Genomic DNA, 19,682 nt, shown 5'->3' with positions numbered 1-19,682 from the left:
CCGAACAGCGTCCAGTCGAAGCCGACCAGGCCGGTGAGCAGCAGGATCAGCACATTGATCACATTGTGCGCGGCATTGGTATTGAACCACGTCATGGCTTTACCTTTCGAAACAAGGAGAGGATTGCGGTGACCAACGGAGCCAGGACTGCGGCCCAGAATCCGGGCAACGGTCCGGGCCGCACTCCAGCCTCGCCCGGCCCGTGCTTTGACCCTGAAGGCGCAAGAAAGTCCGGTTGCGGAGCCTGCGGGATTGGTACAGGCGCTGGAGGCTGCGCCGGGGCAGCGGCCGGCGTGTCCTTGATCCCGGACCATTTGCGGAACGCCTCGGCAAGCCTGATATCGTAGGCGTTCTTCCTGTAGGATGCGCCGTTGTAGCCCTTGGCAAAGCCGGCCCAATCATGCTTGCGCAATTTGTCGTCGAGCCGGTTGGCGGCGATGAAATTGACCGCCGCCGCCAGTTGCAGCGCCTCGTCCTCCATCATGGCTTCGACCATGGCCTGCACGGTGAGGAAGCCGGCCGCCTTGAAATTCTCGCCGAGCACCTGGCCGAGGCCCCACGACGCCGATCTGAGCGCCGCCGTCTCGTCGATGGCGCAGGCGGCTTTCAGGCGCGGGTAGCTGTCCCGGGGATAAGGCTTTTCGCCCCACCTGGCATAGGCAAGGCCGGCCGCGACAGCTTGCGCCCGCTTCGCCCCCGACAGGTTGCGGAAAAACACATGCGGCTCGAACAGGATGATCGGCCGGCCATGAGCATCGAAGCCATGCCCGCTGGTTTCGACATCGAGGAAGGCGTGGATCTCGTCCTCGCCGACGCCGATCCTGGCGCCAAGTTTTGGAAGATCGAGATCGTCCAGGCGCCTGGCGGCGCCTTTGAACGTAAGGTCCATGGTCTTGTCCTTTCCGCCCTCGCGGGCAGTTGTTTGGTTTTCGAATGTGGTTAGGATCGGTGGCTGAAGGTGGGGGCCGGCTTATTAGGCGGCCAATGACACGGGAGCGAATGCCGTGAGTTCTCGAACTAAGGCGGCGATCGCTGAAGCGTTCGGAGAGCAGATGGAAGCGCTTCGCACGTCCGCCAAAGCCTATGACGAAGGATTAAAGTGGGAAGCCAAAAGGCTTGCGGCATGCGTCTATATTCTTGTCCATGACAAGGCCCGAGCAGTATCCATGTTCACTCAGATGGGGATGAAGGAGCATCTCGAGTTCGTTAGCTCAGCAGGTGCACTTAAACAGGGGAACTTTGCGCCCGAATTTCCACTGGCGGTACTGGTGCCTACCCAATCAAGCGCCGAGTATGTGCCGCTTTGTACTATGTATCCGACTTTGGAGTGTAGGGCCTTTTCATTCCCACTTTGGTGGGAGCAGCCGATCCTCCGTGCACAAAACAATGATATCTTAACGAGAAGAACACTCGTGCTGTCCTTGCGCGACCAAGACGGAGGTGCTCATTTTGATAGCTCCGTTGATCCAATCTATCGAGGATTTGCTTCCGAGCATAAAGGCGGTTTTTTCATCGTCCATGCTGACGACGGGCGCCGAGAGGACATTCCTTTTGGGCCACACTATGCGTCGATGCGGCAGATCGCTTGGGAGATCGAGGCAACTTTAGCTCGCGCGACGCAGGCTGAGCATTGACAAAGTGTCGGTCCAACTTGCCGGTCTGCTCCCCACGTGATGGTCAAGAGTGGTCATGGTAGTTTTTTCCGCCCTCGCGGACAGGTTGATGTTTGCAGGCGATTGTGTGAAATGAGCCCAAGGGGGAGAGCGGGGATTGCCCATGTCGCAAGACGAAGAAACGGCGCGCTGGACGGTGAAGGCCGAGCTGTGCGCGGTCGGCCGCGACAAGCCCCTGCTTGTAGCGCTGGCAGCGATCCTGTGCCTCTATTGCGGGCTGGTCGCCGGGCCGATCCTCTATGCGTTCCTGGCCATCCAGGGCATGGCGGATTTCTTCAAGTGATCGTATTGACCGCTTGAGAAGCTCGATCCGTCCTGCCACCTGAACCGAAATCGCTTAGCCGGGATGAGACTGCTGCCAGGAACCGTTCATACCCTATGGGACACAGGTGCGGGAGGGCGCGTGACATTAAGGATCAGGCTTCCGGGCGGGACACTGAAGATCAAGAAAAAGGACGAGCTGCGCCGCCGCGAGCAGAAGCGCCAAGTCCCGGTCTGGCGGGTCGGAGCTACTTCATCGTCTGGTGGCCGAGCAGCAAGTCGGATCGTCCGCCAAAACGATGATCCCGAGCCTGCGCCCGGGCCTTTCCTGGAAACAGTCCCAGAAATGGTCAATGACCGGTTGTTGAACTTTACGCCACGGAAGCTCTCTAGTTGCTGCGCTGCACAATGGGGGTTGGGCTGATGGCGTTGATAGGCTCGTTTCAGGGATTGCTGATCGACGGGAACAGCCGCCAGATAGCAGACGCGCGAGCGGTGCTTCCGGCGAGTATTCGTATCGAGGAACGTTTCCTCGATTTGAATAATCTGGACTTCATTCGAACAGCTTTCCCAAAGCTGGGGGTGCTATCGATAGACATTGACGGCAACGACTACTGGTTTCTTGAGAAGCTTCTAGACATCGAACCGTCCGTTATCTCGATCGAATACAATCCGAGCTTTTTGGACCGATCGATTTCTACCGTATATGACCCTGCGTTTGATCGTACAAAGAAGCATGCGAGTGGATGGTATCATGGCGCTTCGCTGGCGGCACTGGCAAAGCTCTGCGGTGCGCATGGCTACAGCCTAGCGGCAGTTTCTGATGGTGGGATCAATGCGTTTTTCACCAAAACCGGGTCACTTGATCCGAAGGCAGCATGGAAGCCGTCCGTGCTGAGGGGAAAGTGGTCAGATACCACACCGGAACAGCAGTGGGACGCTGTCAAGCATATGCCATTCGTCCAGGTCTAAGCAGCCGTTCGGGGAGCGCGTGCATGACATTCGGGAAAGTTGTCTCAAAATCCAGACTGACATTGCGCAAAATTCTGGGAACATCCAGAGCGGACCGCGAGGCCGAGCTTCTTGATGCCCTGAAAAGAGCTAGTTCGCAAAAACTTTTGCTTCTGGGCGACAGTCTGATCGAGGCGTCGCAGGCCGGTATCGGGAATCCAAGTGTCGCAAGAGGCGCTTATGGCGGCTCACGAATTGCTGACGTTTTGGCTGCTATAAGTCGGATCAAGGGCGCTTTCTTGTGGAACAAAGTCGCGGGTGCGGTCGTCAGCATCGGTGTCAACGACGCTCAGACAAGCGAAGGCGACGACCTCGGCTCGCGCCAGCGTTACTTCCGATCGGCATTGGACGCCTTGGCCCACTCCGTAGGGGATAGGCCGCTGGTGCTGCTGACGATCACCGAAATAGCATCGGCCGGAACCTTAGTGCCTCGCTTCAATCGAGACCTAATCGCGCTGCAAAACAAGGAAATACGAAGCGTCAAAAACGCGCAAATCCTCGACATTGCCTCGCAATTTGAGACAGCGATGTCGCAGGCCGGCGTTCCCTATGATGATGGGTTCCGGGACGGCGTCCACCTCTCGCCTGCCGGCTACCTTTATTGTGAATCCGCTGGTGGAGGAGGCAATTGCGATGGTGGCGCAGCCTCGCTAGTGAAAGCCTGACGCTTGGCATCCCTCGGAACGGCAAGGTTGGGTGGAATCTTGCCGTCTGAGCTGACTCCCGGAATGTGAAGCTAGCGCCACAAGCGGTCGTTCACGGCACTCGGCCGGACCGCGGCTGTCGACGCTCAGCGACGTTCAAGGCGATCGGCGTAAGTAGGGATTCGGAACTCGAACCAAACACCCGCCTGCATCACTCGCTTGGCTTTGCTTTACCTGTCCCGTAATTGCTCTGGGTTCCGTTGATCGCCATCATCTGAGTGTGAGCAACCAAACCCGGGAACCTCAGATACGTGGTGATCTTTGGTAAGTGCGGCCCGCAAATCATCGGCGCCTTGCGGCGCATCGGCTGCTCCCGACGCCAGCTGCGTGGATCTCGGAAGGGGCTCAGCATGCCCCGCCACTGTGCGCATCTTCTGACAAGCGTGGACCTAGTCAAGGACTGGCTGCGGCATCCCTGTTCGCGTCGCGTGAAAGGCCGTCCCCCACCCTCTCGACCGGAATGGCTGCGGCCGCCATCGGCGGGGCTGTGCTTGAAAGCAACTCCATAATCGCCGAAGCCCCCACTGCCGGGGCGCTTCCGATGGATCCATTGGACCGAACCACCACCGTTGTCGGCGTCCCATAGACCTTGTACGCCGTGGCCACCTCGCGATCCTTCTGCAGCAATACTGGTATTTGGGGATGGCCGCCGAACTTTTCGCGATTCTCGGCAGATGAGCCGCGGCTAATCAGCACCATAGCCACGAAATCGAACTCGAACCCGAGCCGTGTAATTTCCGGAACTAGCGCAACGCACGGGCCGCATCCCGGATCTACAAATGTGAGTGCCACCGGTTTACCGCTTGCCAGCAGATCGTCGAGAGTTGCGATTTCGCCACTCAAGTTCTGTATCCGAAACGCCGGCGCGGGCGCGTCCATGAGTAAGCCCGTCGGCGCGCGGCCAGCCGGCGGTTGGCGCGTCGGCTGCATAGGCAAGAGTCCGACACCGGCTCTGGTAAGCACGCTCTCCAGCGCATCTATGCGCAGCAGCAACCTCCCATGTTGTCGCAGCAGCTGGAAAAGGAACCATCCTTGCACGGCCATGGCAGTCGCCATTGCCAGCCCAGCGGTAAGGAGTACGACCTGCGTTGTCGAAAGCGCGGCGAGCCGGTCCACGATACTGGGGGCCGAGTGGTGCCTTCCCTGCCAGACCATGAGGCCGGCGATTGCCGCCAGGACCCCGTTGCGAGCCAAGGTGCTCCAACCGACCGGTTCAGAGTGGAGCTGGCCGAAGCAGTGACAGTCGGGCCTGTGCCCCAGCACGAGGTTGGCGGCTATTACGGCCATGAAGACGACGAGCAGAGAAAGGGCGCTCAGCGCGCCCCACCAAGCCGTCGTAACGGGTACGAGAAGCCCGGCCGTTATTAGCTCGGCTAGTGGCAGCGCAAGAGCGACCGGAGCGATGAACACCTGCGGCACTCCAAAGGCGGCCACGCTCTTCGCAGTCCCGGGAAAATCGGCGAGCTTTGCAAGTGCGGCCACAGCGAAGACGGCCGCGAGGAACAGGCGCGCGACGAGTAATGCCACCTCCATTCAGGCACTCCATAGTACCGAGATACGAAATATGCCGCCTCAATCACAATACGGTAGCCCGTTACTGCCGACAGCACATTCAAACCCTGCCTTTGTGTTGCAGCAGATGCCGGTCTCGCAACACGTGTAGCTTGCATCACAGGTGCCCCCGCCGCAGCATTGTTCATTGGCGTCCATACACTTGATAAGGGACCCGCAGCATTTCGATGGATCGGTGCAACACGATGTGTTGTTGCAGCAATAATTCCCTGCAGGACAACAAGTCGCCCCACAGATTTTCCAAGCGATGCCATTTTTGTCGACGCTGAGGCACGCAGTTGTGCCAGCCAACTCGCCTAACAATCCGCCGCGACAAGTCTTGCACTGACCGCAAGGCTTGCAATTAGGACCGTCGCCTTCCTGACAGGCTGGGCAAGGTGGATAGCACACACCGCCGGAGGCGCGCATACCGGCGGGACAGCAAGTGCCCGTTTTCTCGCTCCCGTCTGTTGGGGCCGGCCTGGTAGAATCGGAGAGACACTCCCCTCCGTAGCCTCCGTTTTGCAAGCACTCATCTTCGCGACACCTCTTATCGTCTAACCACGCCTTTCCCAGAAAGCCCAGTATGCACAAGTTGAAGGCCACGGGGGTATAAGGACCTGTGATGACCGAGAATGCGCATATTTTGATGATTTCAAGCGTCACATTTTGCCAGACGCGCTGGCTGCAGAGAACGGCAGCGCCGTCCCTGCATGCAGCCGCTTGCGCGAACGCGGGCCGTGTGCCCGGTCCGACGAGCCACAGGGCAGCACCGCCTCCTAGCGTCCAAACCAGTCCTTCCATCACGCGCCTTCTGGACGCGGGGACGGCTAGAACGCGGCAGAGATCATCGAAGCGCTGGGCCCTCACTATGGCTCCTCCGGATCAATCATCCCGACGTTCATGACTCTCACGGACATACACCTCGTCCTGGGTCGCACACGCACACGCAAAACTCCTGATCAAGCACCAACGGTGAGGCGCAGAAGAACCCGCAGCCAGCGTGGCATCCCCACCCTTGAGATGCGTTGAAGGAGTAACGGCTTCCAAGCGGACAACAAACGCCTGGGAGGATCGCACCCGGGCGACTATTGAAGCCGGCCGGACAGTATTCGTTGCGACCTCCGCAAGCGCTGCTGTGGCACTGGCGTATCGCGCTGCTCAATACCTCGGCAAAGGTTCCGGCGCATGCTGAGCATTCCTGCGACATCCTGACCGGATCAGTCAACGTCTGGCAGAGCGCCATGCAGGCCACAAAGTTCGATTGCGCGCGTGTTTGAGCTTGCGTCAGGCACCCGTTCAGGGTCGTCAAGTCGCATGGCAACGGTGCTGCCTGTGCATGTGCTTTAGTCCCGAGCGCTGCAAACAGACCCTGCAGACCGACTGCTAAAACCTTCACGAGCGACTTCGAGAGCTCACCGCGGGCAGCGAGGCGGCTCAAATCATCAAATGGCGGGATGTCCATTCCACCTCCCGCAACACTCTACCTACTGACTGATTACCGCACCGCCTAGGGCAGAAGTCAATTGCGCATTGTTCACGGACCCATCCCCCCTTGTGACCGGATGCGATCGCGACGTTCTCTGCGTCCAGCACCAACGTCAGGAGATGGCGCTACTTGCCGTTCGGGTCGACGAGACGTAAGGCAGGAAACCACCCGATTCTGCCTTACACGGCCACATGGTTCGAGGCCGGCTCAGGGTCACGAATTGTCGTAGCGCTGCCCAGAAGGAAGGGCATGGAAGGGTCGATTCTTGCCGTCTACCAGTACCAAGTGTCAGACTTTCACCACTAGGCACCGAACAGGCCCCTCCGCGCCATCTCACGCAGGCATTCGGCGTCGTATGTGGCATGGCGCAGACTGCCGGCAGCATTCGGGTGTAGCTCGTCCGACATGTACAGTGTCGACATGAGGTAGCCCATGCCGCTCTGGGAAATGTCGATGAACGGGATGCCGAGAGCATGTGCCACATAGCGCTCGGCCTCGAAAAATTGGTCCATCGTGTTGCCTTGGCCATTGACGCGACCAATTCGATGGGTCGCATGGCCGGGACCGCCGCTGAACGTTCCAATCATCACGATCTTGGCATTAGGCGCCCGAGCCCGAATGGCGACGCAAGCCGCCCACAACGATCCGTAGTGGGTGGCATAGGTCGTGTCGCCGAACGCGCCCAGCGGCGTCTCTTGCGCACCGAAGGCATTCGGGCCGGGCTCTAGGGTTACGAGCTCCGTGTCGACCGGAATGTCGACGATTCTGTTGGACATGCCATGGCTAGGATAGGCCGTTGTACTCAGCCCCAACGCCGAGCCACTGACCCCAAGATTGGTGAGTATCATGCCAGTCTGTTCGGCGAGCAATGGCGCATAGTAGGCACCGATTGTGATGCTGGAGCCGAGCGCCGCCCACTTTTTCCCGACAAGCGCCGCCGAACCGTCATCGTATGGATCGCGGCCAATGGCGGTCGGGTCGGCCACCAGGCCGAGATAAAGGGCGGCGTCGGCCACGACAGTCAGGCCAGCGCTCTTAGTCCACCCAACAGAGGAAAGGTTCTCGGCGGATCCGAGAATGTTCGCCCCTCCGTTGAGGCTGAAAGATGATCGCTGAATATAGAGGCCGGACACCCCGTCGCCGACGTAAGGATGCGTCCCTGTATCTTTGAAAATGCGGTGTTGCCAGTTCGAAGACGCCGAGGCCGAAGCGTTCGCCTGGACCCGGCACCTAAACCAGCCATTGCCGAGGGCAATACAGCTTGAGCCGGTGACAGCCGCCCCCGCCTGCGCAACCGTTCCAAGTTCCAGATCGAACGTGCAGTCGATCAACGCAGCACTGTTCGAAAACAGATTTAGGCGCTTTCGTTCGGCCCTCTTGGCGATTACCTCCCAGACAATGAGATCGCCGAGGACGACAGATTTCGCCTGATAGATAGAGGGACTTCCCGAAACAGCCGGCTCAACGACCTTCGATGCCGTCATCCGGCCTCTGACGAGCACGTCGAGGTCATCGACAATCGGAGGGAGAGAGACCAGAGCCGGCTCGTTCGGGCTGGTCGTGCTGGTGACCGTGACGCTCTGTTTGGTGAAGGCAGCATTGGCCGGGTGGCTGCTCGGGAACAGGTTAGCAGTCAGGCCCTGTTTGCGCAGCACGATGCTGCGGATATACATGCCGCTCACGCCATCAGCTGCGTATGGCAGGGCACCAGAGGCCGACATGCGGGCTTGCACGTTGTTCGTAACGTTCGCCGCGACCAGAACGACGGCCTTGCACTCATACCATCCGGAGCCTAGATCCGTGATGGAGGCGCTCACGATGTTCGCCCCGGAGCTGCTTGCGACGACGCCTTGTTCGAGATCGAAGTTGGCCGTGTAAGCCGCACCAGCAGCGGCATGGATAAGCTGAAGGGAACCGCGTTCCGCCGCCCTCGCAACGACGACATGTTCAATCGTGTCGCCGGCCACAAAAGAGTAGGACCGATAGACGGATGGACTAACAGACCCAGCCGCCTCCGTGAGCTTGGCGGTGAGCACGCTCAGCCCTTCAAGCATCGCTATAGTATCGATGCTCGAAAGCAGTGCGGACGTTGCCGCCCTGATGCCGGTATCAGTCGCAGCCGGGCCGGCTGTCACGTTGTAGAGGCCAAGCACGCCGGTCGAAATTTCGGTCCAGAAATATTCGCCGACAGCCGCATTCGTGCCGAGGATGACGGAAGCGGCAGCGCCAGCCAGCCCAGCCGATGCCGCGAAGCTGAAGTTTGGCGCGACCGTGTAGGAGCCGGGCGCAGTAATCAGGATCTGCGACAGTGCGCCGCCCGCGACGACGAAGCGGCCGGCCGCGCCCGAACCGGCGCCGCCGGTAAACGCCAAATCGAAGGTGCCGTTGGCGCCACCGGCGCCCGCCGTGATCGCACCGCTACCGACGATACCAAAACCCATCGCCGCCGTCGTCGTCGGGAAAATGCCCTTGCCATACAGCGACGCGTCGCGCGCCGCCTGCGCGCTGGCCAGGTTGGCCGCGGTGGTGACGACATCGGCGGCGGTTTGTCCGGCATTCGCGACAGAGCTGGCAGCGCTGTCGGCGGCCTGGCCGGCACTGGCCTCGGTGGCATCCTTCAGCATCTGCGTTGCGTCGCGCAGCGATTGGACATCCTCGACCACCTCCGCAATGTCGGGCGGCACGAACGGGCCAATGGTGATGGCATCGCTGCCCACCACCGGCTCGTCGGCGCTAAACTCAAACACCCGACCGGCATTGACCGAACCGACCTGGGTGTGGACCGTCGTTCCCTTCTGCAAGGTGCGGGCGGTGCGGGCGTCGGCGGCGCGAAACCATTGGCCCTCGCTCACCGTGTAGATGCCGTTCTGTCTCTGGTCGGCCTGGTCCTTGACCAGCACGCGGTCGCCGACCTCGCACGGCACGCTGTCGATGGCCTGCAGGCCATGAAGCAGGATGTTGGCCGTGGTCGCCAGGCGCACGGGTTCGCGTTCGCCGGTCAGAAGTCGAACGGCGGCAGTCGCAGGTCGAGCCATCAGGCTTCTCCATGAAAAAAGCCCCGCGAAAGCGAGGCTTGAAAGTGCTCTATGATTTCAGCGTGCGCTTACGAGACGCGCGGTCCATGGCACATCTGCGGTTGGGCGTAACCCCCCGCGCCTTCGTCATCCCAGTGCGGAGCAAGGAGCGACGCGGCGCAGACCCTGGGATCCATTCCGTCACCTCGGAGCGTCACGACGGTGCAGAACCTTTTGATGGCGGAGCGAGGCGCCCCTCCGAAGCTGCCGATCTCCCCCCAAGTGGGGGAGATGTCCGGCAGGACAGAGGGGGGCGCCAAGGATCACAGCATTTTATCCTGAGCCGCTGCATTCTTCGGCTGATGCTAGTCTGCGCCGCGTCGCTTCGCTCCTTGCTCCGCCCTGGGATGACGGCCTATGGCAATCCGCCGACGCGCCCGACAACGCGCCTCTTTGTCCAGCCGGCGATTGTCAGCCCGAACGCCATGCCGGCGCAGTCGGCAACCCAGTCCAACCCGTCCAGATCGCGCCCTATCAGTTGCGAGCCCTGAAGAACCTCGATCGCCGCGCCGGTAAAGGCGAGGACAAAAATCAGCTTTGCCTTGTGTTCCGGCCAGCCGAGGCTGCCCAATGCCGCCAGCACGGCAAAGGCGATGGCGTGATGCAACTTGTCATCGTAAAGCGTGACGGCCGTGCCGAGATCCGGCAAGAACCGCGCCGGCAGAAGAGTGAGCAGGAGAACGCCGGCCAACGTGACCGGAAAAACGATCCTTGCCAGCATCGGATAAGATTCTAAGCGCAACAAGGTGGGTTCAGTCCTTCATCTGATAGCCTGGACGGGCCAGGTGGATTTCCGTTCCAATGATCGCATCACCGTTTGGGAATTTCAAATCCAGAACCACAAGCCTGTGTCGTAAGAAAGGCCGCCGTCGCTCTTAGAGACTGTTTCGAAATTCGCTCTGGCGAGTCATATGGTGGTGGTTTCGAGAACCGGCGCGCAGCGGACATTAGAGCGCTGCGCGTCCAATTGGACGCGCAAAGGACGCTCTAACACTTTGCATTTGCGCATGATCCTTTCCGGGAAACCGAAATCGGTTTCCGGGGTCATGCGCTGGTCCGTGAGCACCGGAAGCGCAGAAAACGCCATCAGATGGCCGCCAGAGTAGAGTTTCCGATCGGTCTCTTATCGCCCCTGGATAACGACCACATACGTGCGTGCATTGCCAGCGGAGACTTCAGGAACCTTGGGTTTTCCCATGAAAAAGCCTGCGGCCAACGCAACAGGGGCAGGTAACGAGAAAATCCAGCCCGGCCGCCTGGTTGAGGACATCAGTTTTGCGCCACCGAGGCGCCGGCCTGCCAGGCGAGCGCAACCCTATCGTCGGGCCTGAGATCAGCAAGGCGGTCATCGCCCGAAGCGGACCAATTCGGGTTTTTCGCCGACAGATCGGTGCCGTCCTTGGCGCCGGTGGTTTCACCGTCGATCGCGCCGTCGGTGGCCTTCGCGGCAGCCGCGGCGCCAAGCAGTTCAACAGCGCGGCCCGGATCCTGGGCGATCATCGCCTGTGCGAGCGCTTTTGCCGTGTTGCTGCGCCAGCCGGTTTCGGCCAGCTGCCGGGCCACCGGGTTGCCCATCCTGGCGATGAAGCCGAACCCGCTCTGCCTGATCGCCTCGAACGCTGCGGTGTCGTCCGGGTCGCTCTGCGCGATGACTTTTGTGTAGGCGTCCTGCGCCTTGGACCATTCGGCCTGTTCATAGTCCTGGCGGCGCGCATATTGCTGTGCGGCCATGCGCGCCGAGCCGGCCAGCCTTAGAGCCTCTTTTTTCCTGATGAAGTTGGCGCGTTCGCTCTCCGGCACTTTCGGCACGGTGCTGTCGAAGATCTTGTCGAACAGGCCGGGCTTGATGACGCCGTCGGTGCGCGGATCAACTTGGCCATACATGCTGTCATGCAGGCCGCGACCGTCGGCCGGCGCATTCTGGATCGCTTCTTTCTCGGCCTGGGCAATCTGCCCGTTCAACTCGCGGCCGATGACCTCGGCGTCGAACGCATCCTGCTGCTGTTTCTGCTGCCGGAAACGCTCGGCGACGGCCGAGAGCTCGTCGCCAAAGCCCTGCATCGCGGCGCCGACCGGCGAGCTGTTGGGATATGAAACCACGCTGCCGGTATCGAGCCGGCGCTGGGCGAGTTGGAGGGGGATGGTCGCCATCAGTAAAGCCCTCCGCCCGGCGCCGGCGGAAAGGCGCTCTTGCCGAACGTCACCGCCTTGCTGGGGTCGTACAGCCCGGAAAGGCCTGACACGAGATTGCCGCCTGCCCTGAAGATCGAGGCAGTCACCGCCTGCCTGCCGGAAAAGCGCGAGATCGCGGCTTGCGTGGTCAAGTTGTTCTGGCGCAGCTGCGAGCCGTACTGGATCGCCTTGATGTCGAGCTGGCCCTGCCTTGCATTGGCGGCGAGCACCTCGGTCGGCGAGCCTGATAGGGCGACGCCCGAGGCGCCGGCCCGGGCGCGCGCCTCCGACAGCACCAGATCCTGCTTGTGGCGTTCCTGGTCCTGCTCGAAGGCGGCGGCTTGCGCGTGGGCCCGCGCCTGCTGCTCATAGGCTCTGGCCTGATATTCGGCCATCTGCCGCGACTGCTGGCCTTCGATCAGCGCGCCGCCGACCGAAAGGCCGATAAGGGCAAGTGTGCACATGGTCAGCCGCGGCCTCGGCCACGCAGCGAATATCGACCCGCGATGCCTCCGACCGGCGCGCCAAGCGCCGGTCGCGGGTCGAGCGCGCCGCCGGGGCTGAGCAGGGACAGAAGCAGTCTGTCGGCCTGGATCGCTGCCGCGCTGAGACGAGCCGGGGCTGCGGCTCGCCGCCCGGTCATGGCAGCGCGCCGGATCGCGGCCAGGTTGATTTTCAGGTTGGCAACGCCGGCGGCGTCGAACTGGCTGTTGGCGGTGGCGACGGCCCGGCGCAAGGCATCGGCGTCGAACAATTGCTGGCGCAGCTGCTCGATCAGCCAGTGCGCCATGCACCAGCGCTCGTCGAGGGCAGCGGCGTTGGCCCTGATCTCGTCGACGAGTGCCGCGATATCGACGCAGGCGTCACTTTGCGCGGCGGCGCGGCGCTTGTCATGGGGGATTGAGGTCACGGGAGGGTCCTTTTTGGGAGACAGAAACAACCAAGGCCGGCGGGGCAGCACCCCCCTCTGGCCTGCCGGCCATCTCCCCCTCAAGGGGGGAGATTGGATGGCGCAACGGCTTTCGCCAGTCTCCAGCGTTGGAGAGAAGGCGGGGCATTGAAACTGCCGATCTCCTCCCTTGAGGGGGAGATGTCCGGCAGGACAGAGGGGGGTGGGCGCTACGTTTGGTGTGAGCGTCTACACCTCCGCATCAAACACCGGCGTGAACGCCCGGATGGTGCACGGCGTCGGGTTGGTGTGGTGAATTCTCACCCGCCCCTGCCCTTCCCAGCTATCATCGATCGGCACCTCGACATTGCCGGTGAACAGGTTTGCCGAGCTGTCAGGGGTGACGACCGAGGGAATACGAACCGGCTCCCACCGGCCGCGCTGCATCGACGTAATCTCCAGCCCTGTGGTGTCCGTCTCAAACAGCGAAAGAATGACCTTTGAGACCTTCTTGCGGCGCCCGACGATCGACCCGTCCCTGCCGCCGACATCAAGCTCCAGCGTATCTGCTCCGGCCTCATAGGGCAGGCCCACCTGCCATTTGGCAGCGGTCGCACCACCGGGCAAGGAAACAGCCCCAGCGGCCACGGTGAGGTCATGATAGACCACGCCATCAGCCAGGGCGTCGACGGTCTCGCCTTCGAGATGATCAAGCCCGGTGACCGTGGCTGTGGCCACACCATCGTAAGTCAAACCACAATCGACTTCGAACGCGTCGGCAATCTCGCCATATTCGAACGGCACCGACTTGATTTCAATGGTGCGCCTGGTGGCGCCGCCGATCGTGCGCTTGACGATCAGCCACAGATCGTCATTGCCGTCCTGCCCCGGCGTCACCACCGCGCTTTCGACCGTGCCCCATGCTGAACCTGAGAAAGACCCGGCGATGCGATGACGGTGCATGCCGCGGACTTCCTGCGAAGGCTGGTGGGTGTAGCCGCCAAGTTCGCCATTATCCAGCGGGAACCACAACACCGGATCGGGATCGGTCTGGAACGCCAGTTCGACGACACCCTTCTTCGGGATATGCTCGGAAACCTGGCCGACATCCTCCGAGGTGAATTTTCCAGCCGCGCTCTGGGTCAGTTCCGCGATCGATTTGCGCGACCTTGTGACGAACAGGAACGATTGCCCCGCGTCGACGGGGCGAAGCGGCGCGCAGCCGAAGGTGCGCGAGCGGCGGTTTTTGAACGATGACGGCGTCAGCGCTTCGTCGATGCCCGAGCCGGACAGCGCCCGGATGCCGCCAAGTGTGCCAATGATCAGCGCCCCGTCGGATTCGGCAATCCAGCTGATATCGTTGGCCTGGCCGCCGCCGGCCTGGACGAACTCCAGCGCGGCGTCGTCCTCCTCGCCGGTGGCGAAATTGTCGAAGTCGCCGGTTGCGGATGCGTAGACGGAGAATTTTCGGCTGAAGGCCAGCCGCTCCTCGTACAGCGAACCGCTTTCGACGTACTTGCCGGGGACGAAGGTGCCGAGGCGCCAGCGGGCGATCGGCCTGAGATTGGGCAGCGCATGCCCATACAGCCTGACTTTGACCACGGTCGCGCTGCTGCGGCTGGTGATGCGCGCCCAGCGCCAGACAGCATCCGAGCCGAGCAAACGAATGGTCCGGCCGACATCGCTGGTCTGGAAGCCGGTGCCGTCATTGATGCCAACGATCGAGGATGCCGTGAGGTCGAACGACGTCTGGCTGTCGCCGTTTTCGTGCCAGCCCATTTCGGCGATGTCCAGGTTGCTGTCGTCCTCCGATCCCGAAATATTCAGCCGATAGGACTGATAGGCGGTCTCGTTCTGGAATCCATAAAACCGCACCTCGCCGCGCGACCAGCCGGTTTCCGCCGTTCGGCTGTCAAGCGAGATCCAGTCGATGCCGTCAAAGCCCTGGAAATCCCAGGCGACCGCTGCCCGAGGATTGCCGCTTGCTCTCGCCCTTATCCAATAAGCGTCGCAGACCTTGGTCGTGGCGCCTGCAAAATCATAGGACACGTCGCCGGTGGTTGCGCCAAAGGTGAGGTTTGTTCCATTGTCACGGTCGAACACGTGAAAGGCGGTGCCGGCGGTTGCAGCAGCGGTCCCGGTTGGCAGCGTATCGCTGGTCATTTGGGGATGGACGGCTCCGCTTTCGGCAGGCGTCAGTGTCGTCGCGCTTGTGTTGATGTCGTCATAGGGGCCGTCGAGAAAGACGAACTCGGCCAACGTCCAGGTGGTGTGCGCCGTGCGGGTGAGAACCTGCGGCAGGTAGTTTTTGTGAGTGATCCACATCTGGTCGGCGGACTGGACGAATTGCAGGTCGAACAGATCGGCTTCGAGATAGGGGGTGACCACTTCCACCGAGCCGACGCGGGCGCCATAGGCATGGACGCGGATGTAGAGATCGCCGAATTCAAGTATGTAGGCCTGATCTGCCGAGAAGATGAACGGGATGCCGCGCGTCTTCTTCGACGAATCCTTGACCTCCGCGCAAAAGTACGACCCGCCGCGCTTGCGGATACCGCCATGCGGCAAGGTGACGAAGTTTTCGCAGCGGGAGAGTGCCGCGCGGTAAAGGTCGAGCGAGGCGCGCGCGTGCAATCGCGGACTGATCTCGCCACGGACGAAGGTGTCCTGGATGGGATAGAGCGTCGGCATCAGGCGCGCCAGAACCGGTTGTCACCGCGCTGGATCGCCCAGGACGACGTTGAAAACCTGCCGCCACGCTGGATGGCGTCGGCGTGGAACGCCGCGTCCAGCGCCCGGTCATAGGCGCCGCGGGCGATGTCGATCATGCCCGCCTTGTGGGTCAGCGGCAGCGCGATCTTGGCGGCAAGCGCTGCAACCAGCACTTCGGTGAACGTCGCGTCCCAATCGTTCGGATCGGTGAGGTTGGCGACGTAGCGGATGATCAGCGGCCCCGACCGGTCGCAATAGATCAAGCCGGCTTCCTGGCGCCACGCGATCGGCACGCCATCCGGCTCGCCATTGTGGGTCAGCGGCAAAACCCGCAGGCAGTCCACGGGCAATTCATAGGCAAAGTTCAGCGTGCCCGCGCCACTGCCGGTACCGGACCCGGCGACGGCGGCCGCCAGGATTGCGAACACCCAGGCATGTTTCGTCAGCTCCGCCTCGCGCGTCAGGTCGAAATGCAGGTTGAGCAGGCGGGCCGGTTTGACGTCCTGATCAAGGCTGTCGATCGGCGCCTCGTCGAGGACGCCAAGTGCCATGTTGGCGATGTCGAGCGGGGTGATGGCCATGGTTTTAGGCCTCCATCTGTGTGGATCGGGAAAAGCAGGGCATGGTGGGATTGTGGGAGGTCGCGTTCCGTCGCGACCGAAAAGAAACTGGCAGCGTGCGCCACCTGATAATATGCAGATTCACAATATCGCCATCGCCGCGCAACGCGGCGATGACATCCTGCGGCGTCAGCCCGACTGTGCGCTCGTCGGCCGCCCTGTGCCGCGCGACTTGGCAACAGCGACTGCCGGCAACCTTCCGGCGCCTTGCGCCATCGCCAAGCCCCTGTCCCGGGCTTCCCCGAGACTTGTCGTGTAGTAGGCGGTGTTTTCCAGACCGCTGAAGAAGTTTATGCGGTGAACTTCGCCCTTTTTGCTAATGACAATGCCCGCTTTTCGGAGCACGTCCTGAACTGCCTTGTATGTCATATCCATGGTTCCCTCCCTTGCCACGACAAGGCAGCATCGTCCTCTTGTGTAACAGTTTGGTGGCGGCGATCGACCAACGTGCAACAAGCGGCCGCCAGACGCTCTCATGTCACCTCGGTGTAGAGACCGTTTCGAAATTCGCTCTGGCGAGTCATATGGTGGTGGTTTCGAGAACCGGCGCGCAGCGGACATTTGGTCCGTGAGCACGCGCATGCCCCGAAAATCGGAAGATTTTCGGAAAGGATCATGCGCAAAACCAAAAGTGCTACAGCGTCCTTTGCGCGTCCAAAGGACGCGCGGCGCTGTAGGTAAGCGCAGAAAACGCCATCAGATGGCCGCCAGAGTAGAATTTCCAAACGGTCTCTCAGGCTTCGGTCGTCTTCAGCGCAATGAACGTCATGTGCTTGACGCTCGACGCCGTGCGGTCCCAGTTCGCCGCCAGCGCCAGTTCGGCGTCGGTGGCGAATTCGCCGGCCGTCGACGCGTCAAGGAAGCGGGTGCCGGGCACATGCGGAACGAAGTGGCGACGGGCGACCATTTCGGTGACGCCGCCGCCATGGCCCTGGCGCGGCTTGCGGTCGAACTCCAGCGGCCCGCCTTCGGTATTGACCGGCAGCTCGTTCCACAGGATCGCCTTGTCCTTGAACATGAACGCCGTGTAGACGCCCCCTGCGACCGGGATGTCGTCGTCGATGACGGCCCGCAGCCCCATATAGTAGGGGATCAGCGGCCCGCCTTGCTCGGACGGCGGCACATAGTCGATGAGGTCGGCGAGCTTCAGCGCCTTCATCTGCTTGGAGTGCATCCAGATCGTCTTGAACTTGTCGGCGCGGTCGCCCATCAGATAGGCGGCCTCGATGATGTCGGCGTCGACGATCGAGGCGCCGGTGATGCGGACGAGGTCGCCGGCATCATTGGCGACGTTGTCGGCCAGCACCCCTTTCAGGATGCCGAGCAGCGTCAGCTTGTTGGCACGCTGCCAGTAGTCGGTCTGGCGGCGCACGATCAGCTTCTGCGGGTCGTCGCCGGCCAGGATCGAGGTCAGGTCCGGAATGCCCCAGGCCTGGGCGCGGACATTGCGGGCGGCGACCTCGCGGCGCGCGCCGATCTTCTTCATCTCGATCGAGTCGGCCGGGTCGTCGTTGACCGGCTCGGACGGGTCGTTGCCGAGATCCTTCCAGCCTGGCATGTCGACGGAACGCCCGCCCATGGGGAGCTTCGAGGCGATGGCCGGGTCGGAAAACAGGATCCCGGCCTGATAGATCTCGAGCGACTGGACGTGCTCCTCGAACGAGTATTGTGCGTAGACCGACGGAACGATCGCGTCCGCGATACGGGTATAGGCGTCTGCCATTTTGTCTTTCCTTCAGGGGTTGATGGGCGGCATCGCTCAAAGACCGTTTCGAAACTCGCTCTGGCGAGTCATATGGTGGGTGGTTTCGAGAACCGGAGCGCAGCGGACTTGCGGTCCGTGAGCACCGGAAGCGCAGAAAACGCCGCCAGATGGCCGCCAGAGTAGAGTTTCCAAACGGGCTAGAGGGGGTTGTTCGGTATCCATAGATCGGGGTTTTCGCCGGCCTCGTGTGCCAGCCGCCGGGCGCGGACGGGGTCGCTTCTGACGAGGGCCGAGATATCGGTCAGGTTGCGTTCGCCGGCGGCGTTGCGCTTGAACGGATTGCCTCCGCTCAGGGCCGCGCCGCCGTCGATCGTGTCTTCCCTGAACATCGCCTCGCCGACGGCGTGGAACGCCTTGGCGATCTGCGGATCGGTCAAGGCCCCGTCAGGCAGGAGGATGCCCTTCGCCTTGTAGGCATCGACCAGGCCGAGCTTCTTCATCGCCCGGTTGGCGACCTCCAATCTCCTACGAAAGCCGTCGCTGTCGGTCGGTCCCCAATCCCGGACCAGGTCGTCGTGAGTGGCCTCGACCGAACGGGCAAGGGCGATCTGCTGCGCCTTGGCCTGCTCGGCCATGTAGCCGACGAAGCGGTCGTGATAGGCCTGCGCCACCTTCGGCGTGGCGCCGGCCTCGACCGCCCACGCCTTGGACGCGTTGGCGAGCTCGTCCGAATAGGCGAAGCCTTCGGGAAGCCCGTCGGGGCGCCTGTACTCGACCTTGTCGGGCGAAGTCAGCGGGCGCATCACCTCAGGCAACCGGGCATGGAACCTGTCCCAGTCTTCCGCAGCTGCGTCCGCCGCGGGAATGCGCAGGCTTTCGCCCTGCTGCCGTTCCAGCTCCGCATAGGACGTGAAAACCCGATCGAGGCTTTCAGGCCTGGTCCAGCCCTTGGTTTCAGCGAGCTTGCGGTTGCCTTCGGAAAGACCGTCAAACCAACTTTCTGCAGCCGGCGGGGCGGACCCATTGTCCCCGGCGGCCGGTGGCCCTGCAAGGTTGCCCGCCGGTGGCAACGCCACCACGGACCCGGCGTCTGCCAGATCTGTCATGAGAAAGATTCCTTCTTGTTGTTTGCAAATGGAAACGAGCACTGGCCAGTTCAGCCAGGCGTGTTATTGGATTTGAGGGCTCGGCTGGACCCGGGCGGAACCGTTGCGGCCGCAGCCTGATTCTTTTTGACAGAACCTGACCCTATCGTCTTGTTCGAGTACGATCTTTCAGAGTCGGAGGCACGCACCGTCAAGACGAAAGAAACCATGTCTCATTTCGTGAAAAGCGGTTGCCGCGGTTCCGCCGCAATGCAACCGCACTTGGCAAACACTTGGCAAAACCAGCCAGTGTATTAGTTCATAGGCTTCAACGGAGTATCAGACGATGACCATGTACAAAGCCATTGCCGCCCTGCTTGTGACTGCCGCGCTGGCAGGATGTGCGCAGACCGAAGGCCAGCAGCGGGCGACCACCGGCGCTCTGGTCGGCGGCGCTGGCGGCGCTCTCGTCGGCCAGGCGATCGGCCGCGACACCAAGAGCACGGTTATCGGCGCAGCCAGCGGCGCCCTGCTGGGGGCGGTCGTCGGCAGCGCGACGACGCCTCAGCGGCGCGGTGAACAGCTTTGCCGCTATCAGGACCGCTATGGCCGCATCTACACCGCACCTTGCGACGACCGCTACTACCGCGGCGATTATTGAGACGTAGCGAATTGCAAATCATGGCAAGGCCGGCGGGACAGCGCCCCCCTCTGTCCTGCCGGACCCCTCCCCAAC

The 19,682-nt window shown here is 61.8% G+C and carries 18 protein-coding genes; 5 read left to right on the top strand and 13 right to left on the bottom strand.

Annotated elements, in window-relative coordinates; genetic code table 11:
• Window positions 1-91: 91 nt before the first annotated feature.
• Window positions 92-889: an N-acetylmuramidase family protein gene (locus NMG70_RS25215; RefSeq protein WP_254027037.1), complete on the bottom strand. Its 798-nt coding sequence runs from the start codon at window positions 887-889 to the stop codon at window positions 92-94.
• Between the two features lie 163 nt (window positions 890-1,052).
• Here NMG70_RS25215 and NMG70_RS25210 point away from each other — a divergent pair, with 163 nt between their 5' ends.
• From NMG70_RS25210 to NMG70_RS25195, 4 genes are all read left to right on the top strand, one after another.
• Entirely contained in the window at window positions 1,053-1,634 is a 582-nt protein-coding gene (locus tag NMG70_RS25210; RefSeq protein ID WP_254027036.1) for a hypothetical protein, read from the top strand.
• Between the two features lie 142 nt (window positions 1,635-1,776).
• Window positions 1,777-1,956, top strand: a complete 180-nt coding sequence (locus NMG70_RS25205) for a hypothetical protein (protein ID WP_254027035.1) — start codon at window positions 1,777-1,779, stop codon at window positions 1,954-1,956.
• 401 nt (window positions 1,957-2,357) lie between these two features.
• The gene (locus NMG70_RS25200) at window positions 2,358-2,906 is read left to right on the top strand and encodes a hypothetical protein (protein WP_254027034.1); all 549 of its coding nucleotides are present in this window, start codon (window positions 2,358-2,360) and stop codon (window positions 2,904-2,906) included.
• 23 nt (window positions 2,907-2,929) lie between these two features.
• On the top strand, window positions 2,930-3,610 hold the full coding sequence (locus NMG70_RS25195) for an SGNH/GDSL hydrolase family protein (protein WP_254027033.1): 681 nt from the start codon (window positions 2,930-2,932) through the stop codon (window positions 3,608-3,610).
• Window positions 3,611-4,042: 432 nt separating this feature from the next.
• Here the strand turns inward: NMG70_RS25195 and NMG70_RS25190 are convergent, their stop codons facing one another.
• The 12 genes from NMG70_RS25190 to NMG70_RS25135 form a co-directional block, all read right to left on the bottom strand.
• Window positions 4,043-5,182 carry a MauE/DoxX family redox-associated membrane protein gene (locus NMG70_RS25190; RefSeq protein ID WP_254027032.1) on the bottom strand — a complete coding sequence of 380 codons (1,140 nt, stop codon included), beginning with the start codon at window positions 5,180-5,182 and terminating at the stop codon, window positions 4,043-4,045.
• Window positions 5,183-6,991: 1,809 nt separating this feature from the next.
• The gene (locus NMG70_RS25185) at window positions 6,992-9,724 is read right to left on the bottom strand and encodes an SGNH/GDSL hydrolase family protein (RefSeq protein WP_254027031.1); all 2,733 of its coding nucleotides are present in this window, start codon (window positions 9,722-9,724) and stop codon (window positions 6,992-6,994) included.
• Window positions 9,725-10,118: 394 nt separating this feature from the next.
• Window positions 10,119-10,484, bottom strand: coding sequence for a VanZ family protein (locus NMG70_RS25180; RefSeq protein ID WP_254027030.1), 366 nt, complete (start codon window positions 10,482-10,484; stop codon window positions 10,119-10,121).
• Between the two features lie 186 nt (window positions 10,485-10,670).
• The gene (locus NMG70_RS25175) at window positions 10,671-10,850 is read right to left on the bottom strand and encodes a hypothetical protein (RefSeq protein ID WP_254027029.1); all 180 of its coding nucleotides are present in this window, start codon (window positions 10,848-10,850) and stop codon (window positions 10,671-10,673) included.
• A gap of 182 nt (window positions 10,851-11,032) precedes the next feature.
• Window positions 11,033-11,914 carry a hypothetical protein gene (locus NMG70_RS25170; protein WP_254027028.1) on the bottom strand — a complete coding sequence of 294 codons (882 nt, stop codon included), beginning with the start codon at window positions 11,912-11,914 and terminating at the stop codon, window positions 11,033-11,035.
• Window positions 11,914-12,399, bottom strand: a complete 486-nt coding sequence (locus NMG70_RS25165) for a hypothetical protein (protein WP_254027027.1) — start codon at window positions 12,397-12,399, stop codon at window positions 11,914-11,916. Before NMG70_RS25165 ends, NMG70_RS25170 begins: the two co-directional genes overlap by 1 nt.
• 2 nt (window positions 12,400-12,401) lie before the next feature.
• The gene (locus tag NMG70_RS25160; protein ID WP_254027026.1) at window positions 12,402-12,845 is read right to left on the bottom strand and encodes a hypothetical protein; all 444 of its coding nucleotides are present in this window, start codon (window positions 12,843-12,845) and stop codon (window positions 12,402-12,404) included.
• Between the two features lie 228 nt (window positions 12,846-13,073).
• Window positions 13,074-15,515 carry a phage tail protein gene (locus tag NMG70_RS25155; RefSeq protein WP_254027025.1) on the bottom strand — a complete coding sequence of 814 codons (2,442 nt, stop codon included), beginning with the start codon at window positions 15,513-15,515 and terminating at the stop codon, window positions 13,074-13,076.
• Entirely contained in the window at window positions 15,515-16,117 is a 603-nt protein-coding gene (locus tag NMG70_RS25150) for a phage connector family protein (RefSeq protein ID WP_254027024.1), read from the bottom strand. Before NMG70_RS25150 ends, NMG70_RS25155 begins: the two co-directional genes overlap by 1 nt.
• 168 nt (window positions 16,118-16,285) lie before the next feature.
• On the bottom strand, window positions 16,286-16,531 hold the full coding sequence (locus NMG70_RS25145) for a hypothetical protein (protein WP_254027023.1): 246 nt from the start codon (window positions 16,529-16,531) through the stop codon (window positions 16,286-16,288).
• Window positions 16,532-16,889: 358 nt separating this feature from the next.
• Window positions 16,890-17,879, bottom strand: coding sequence for a Coat protein (locus tag NMG70_RS25140; RefSeq protein WP_254027022.1), 990 nt, complete (start codon window positions 17,877-17,879; stop codon window positions 16,890-16,892).
• A gap of 179 nt (window positions 17,880-18,058) precedes the next feature.
• Entirely contained in the window at window positions 18,059-18,967 is a 909-nt protein-coding gene (locus NMG70_RS25135; protein WP_254027021.1) for a hypothetical protein, read from the bottom strand.
• Window positions 18,968-19,292: 325 nt separating this feature from the next.
• On the opposite strand from NMG70_RS25135, the gene NMG70_RS25130 reads away from it, so the two are divergent.
• Window positions 19,293-19,607 (top strand): YMGG-like glycine zipper-containing protein, encoded by a 315-nt coding sequence (locus tag NMG70_RS25130; protein WP_254027020.1) that lies wholly within the window; start codon window positions 19,293-19,295, stop codon window positions 19,605-19,607.
• Window positions 19,608-19,682 lie beyond the last annotated feature (75 nt).

This window comes from Mesorhizobium ventifaucium (assembly GCF_935822925.1).
GTDB classification, from domain to species: domain Bacteria; phylum Pseudomonadota; class Alphaproteobacteria; order Rhizobiales; family Rhizobiaceae; genus Mesorhizobium; species Mesorhizobium ventifaucium.
Note: the sequence above shows the minus strand (reverse complement) of the source record. Positions and strands in the feature narration are given on the sequence as shown.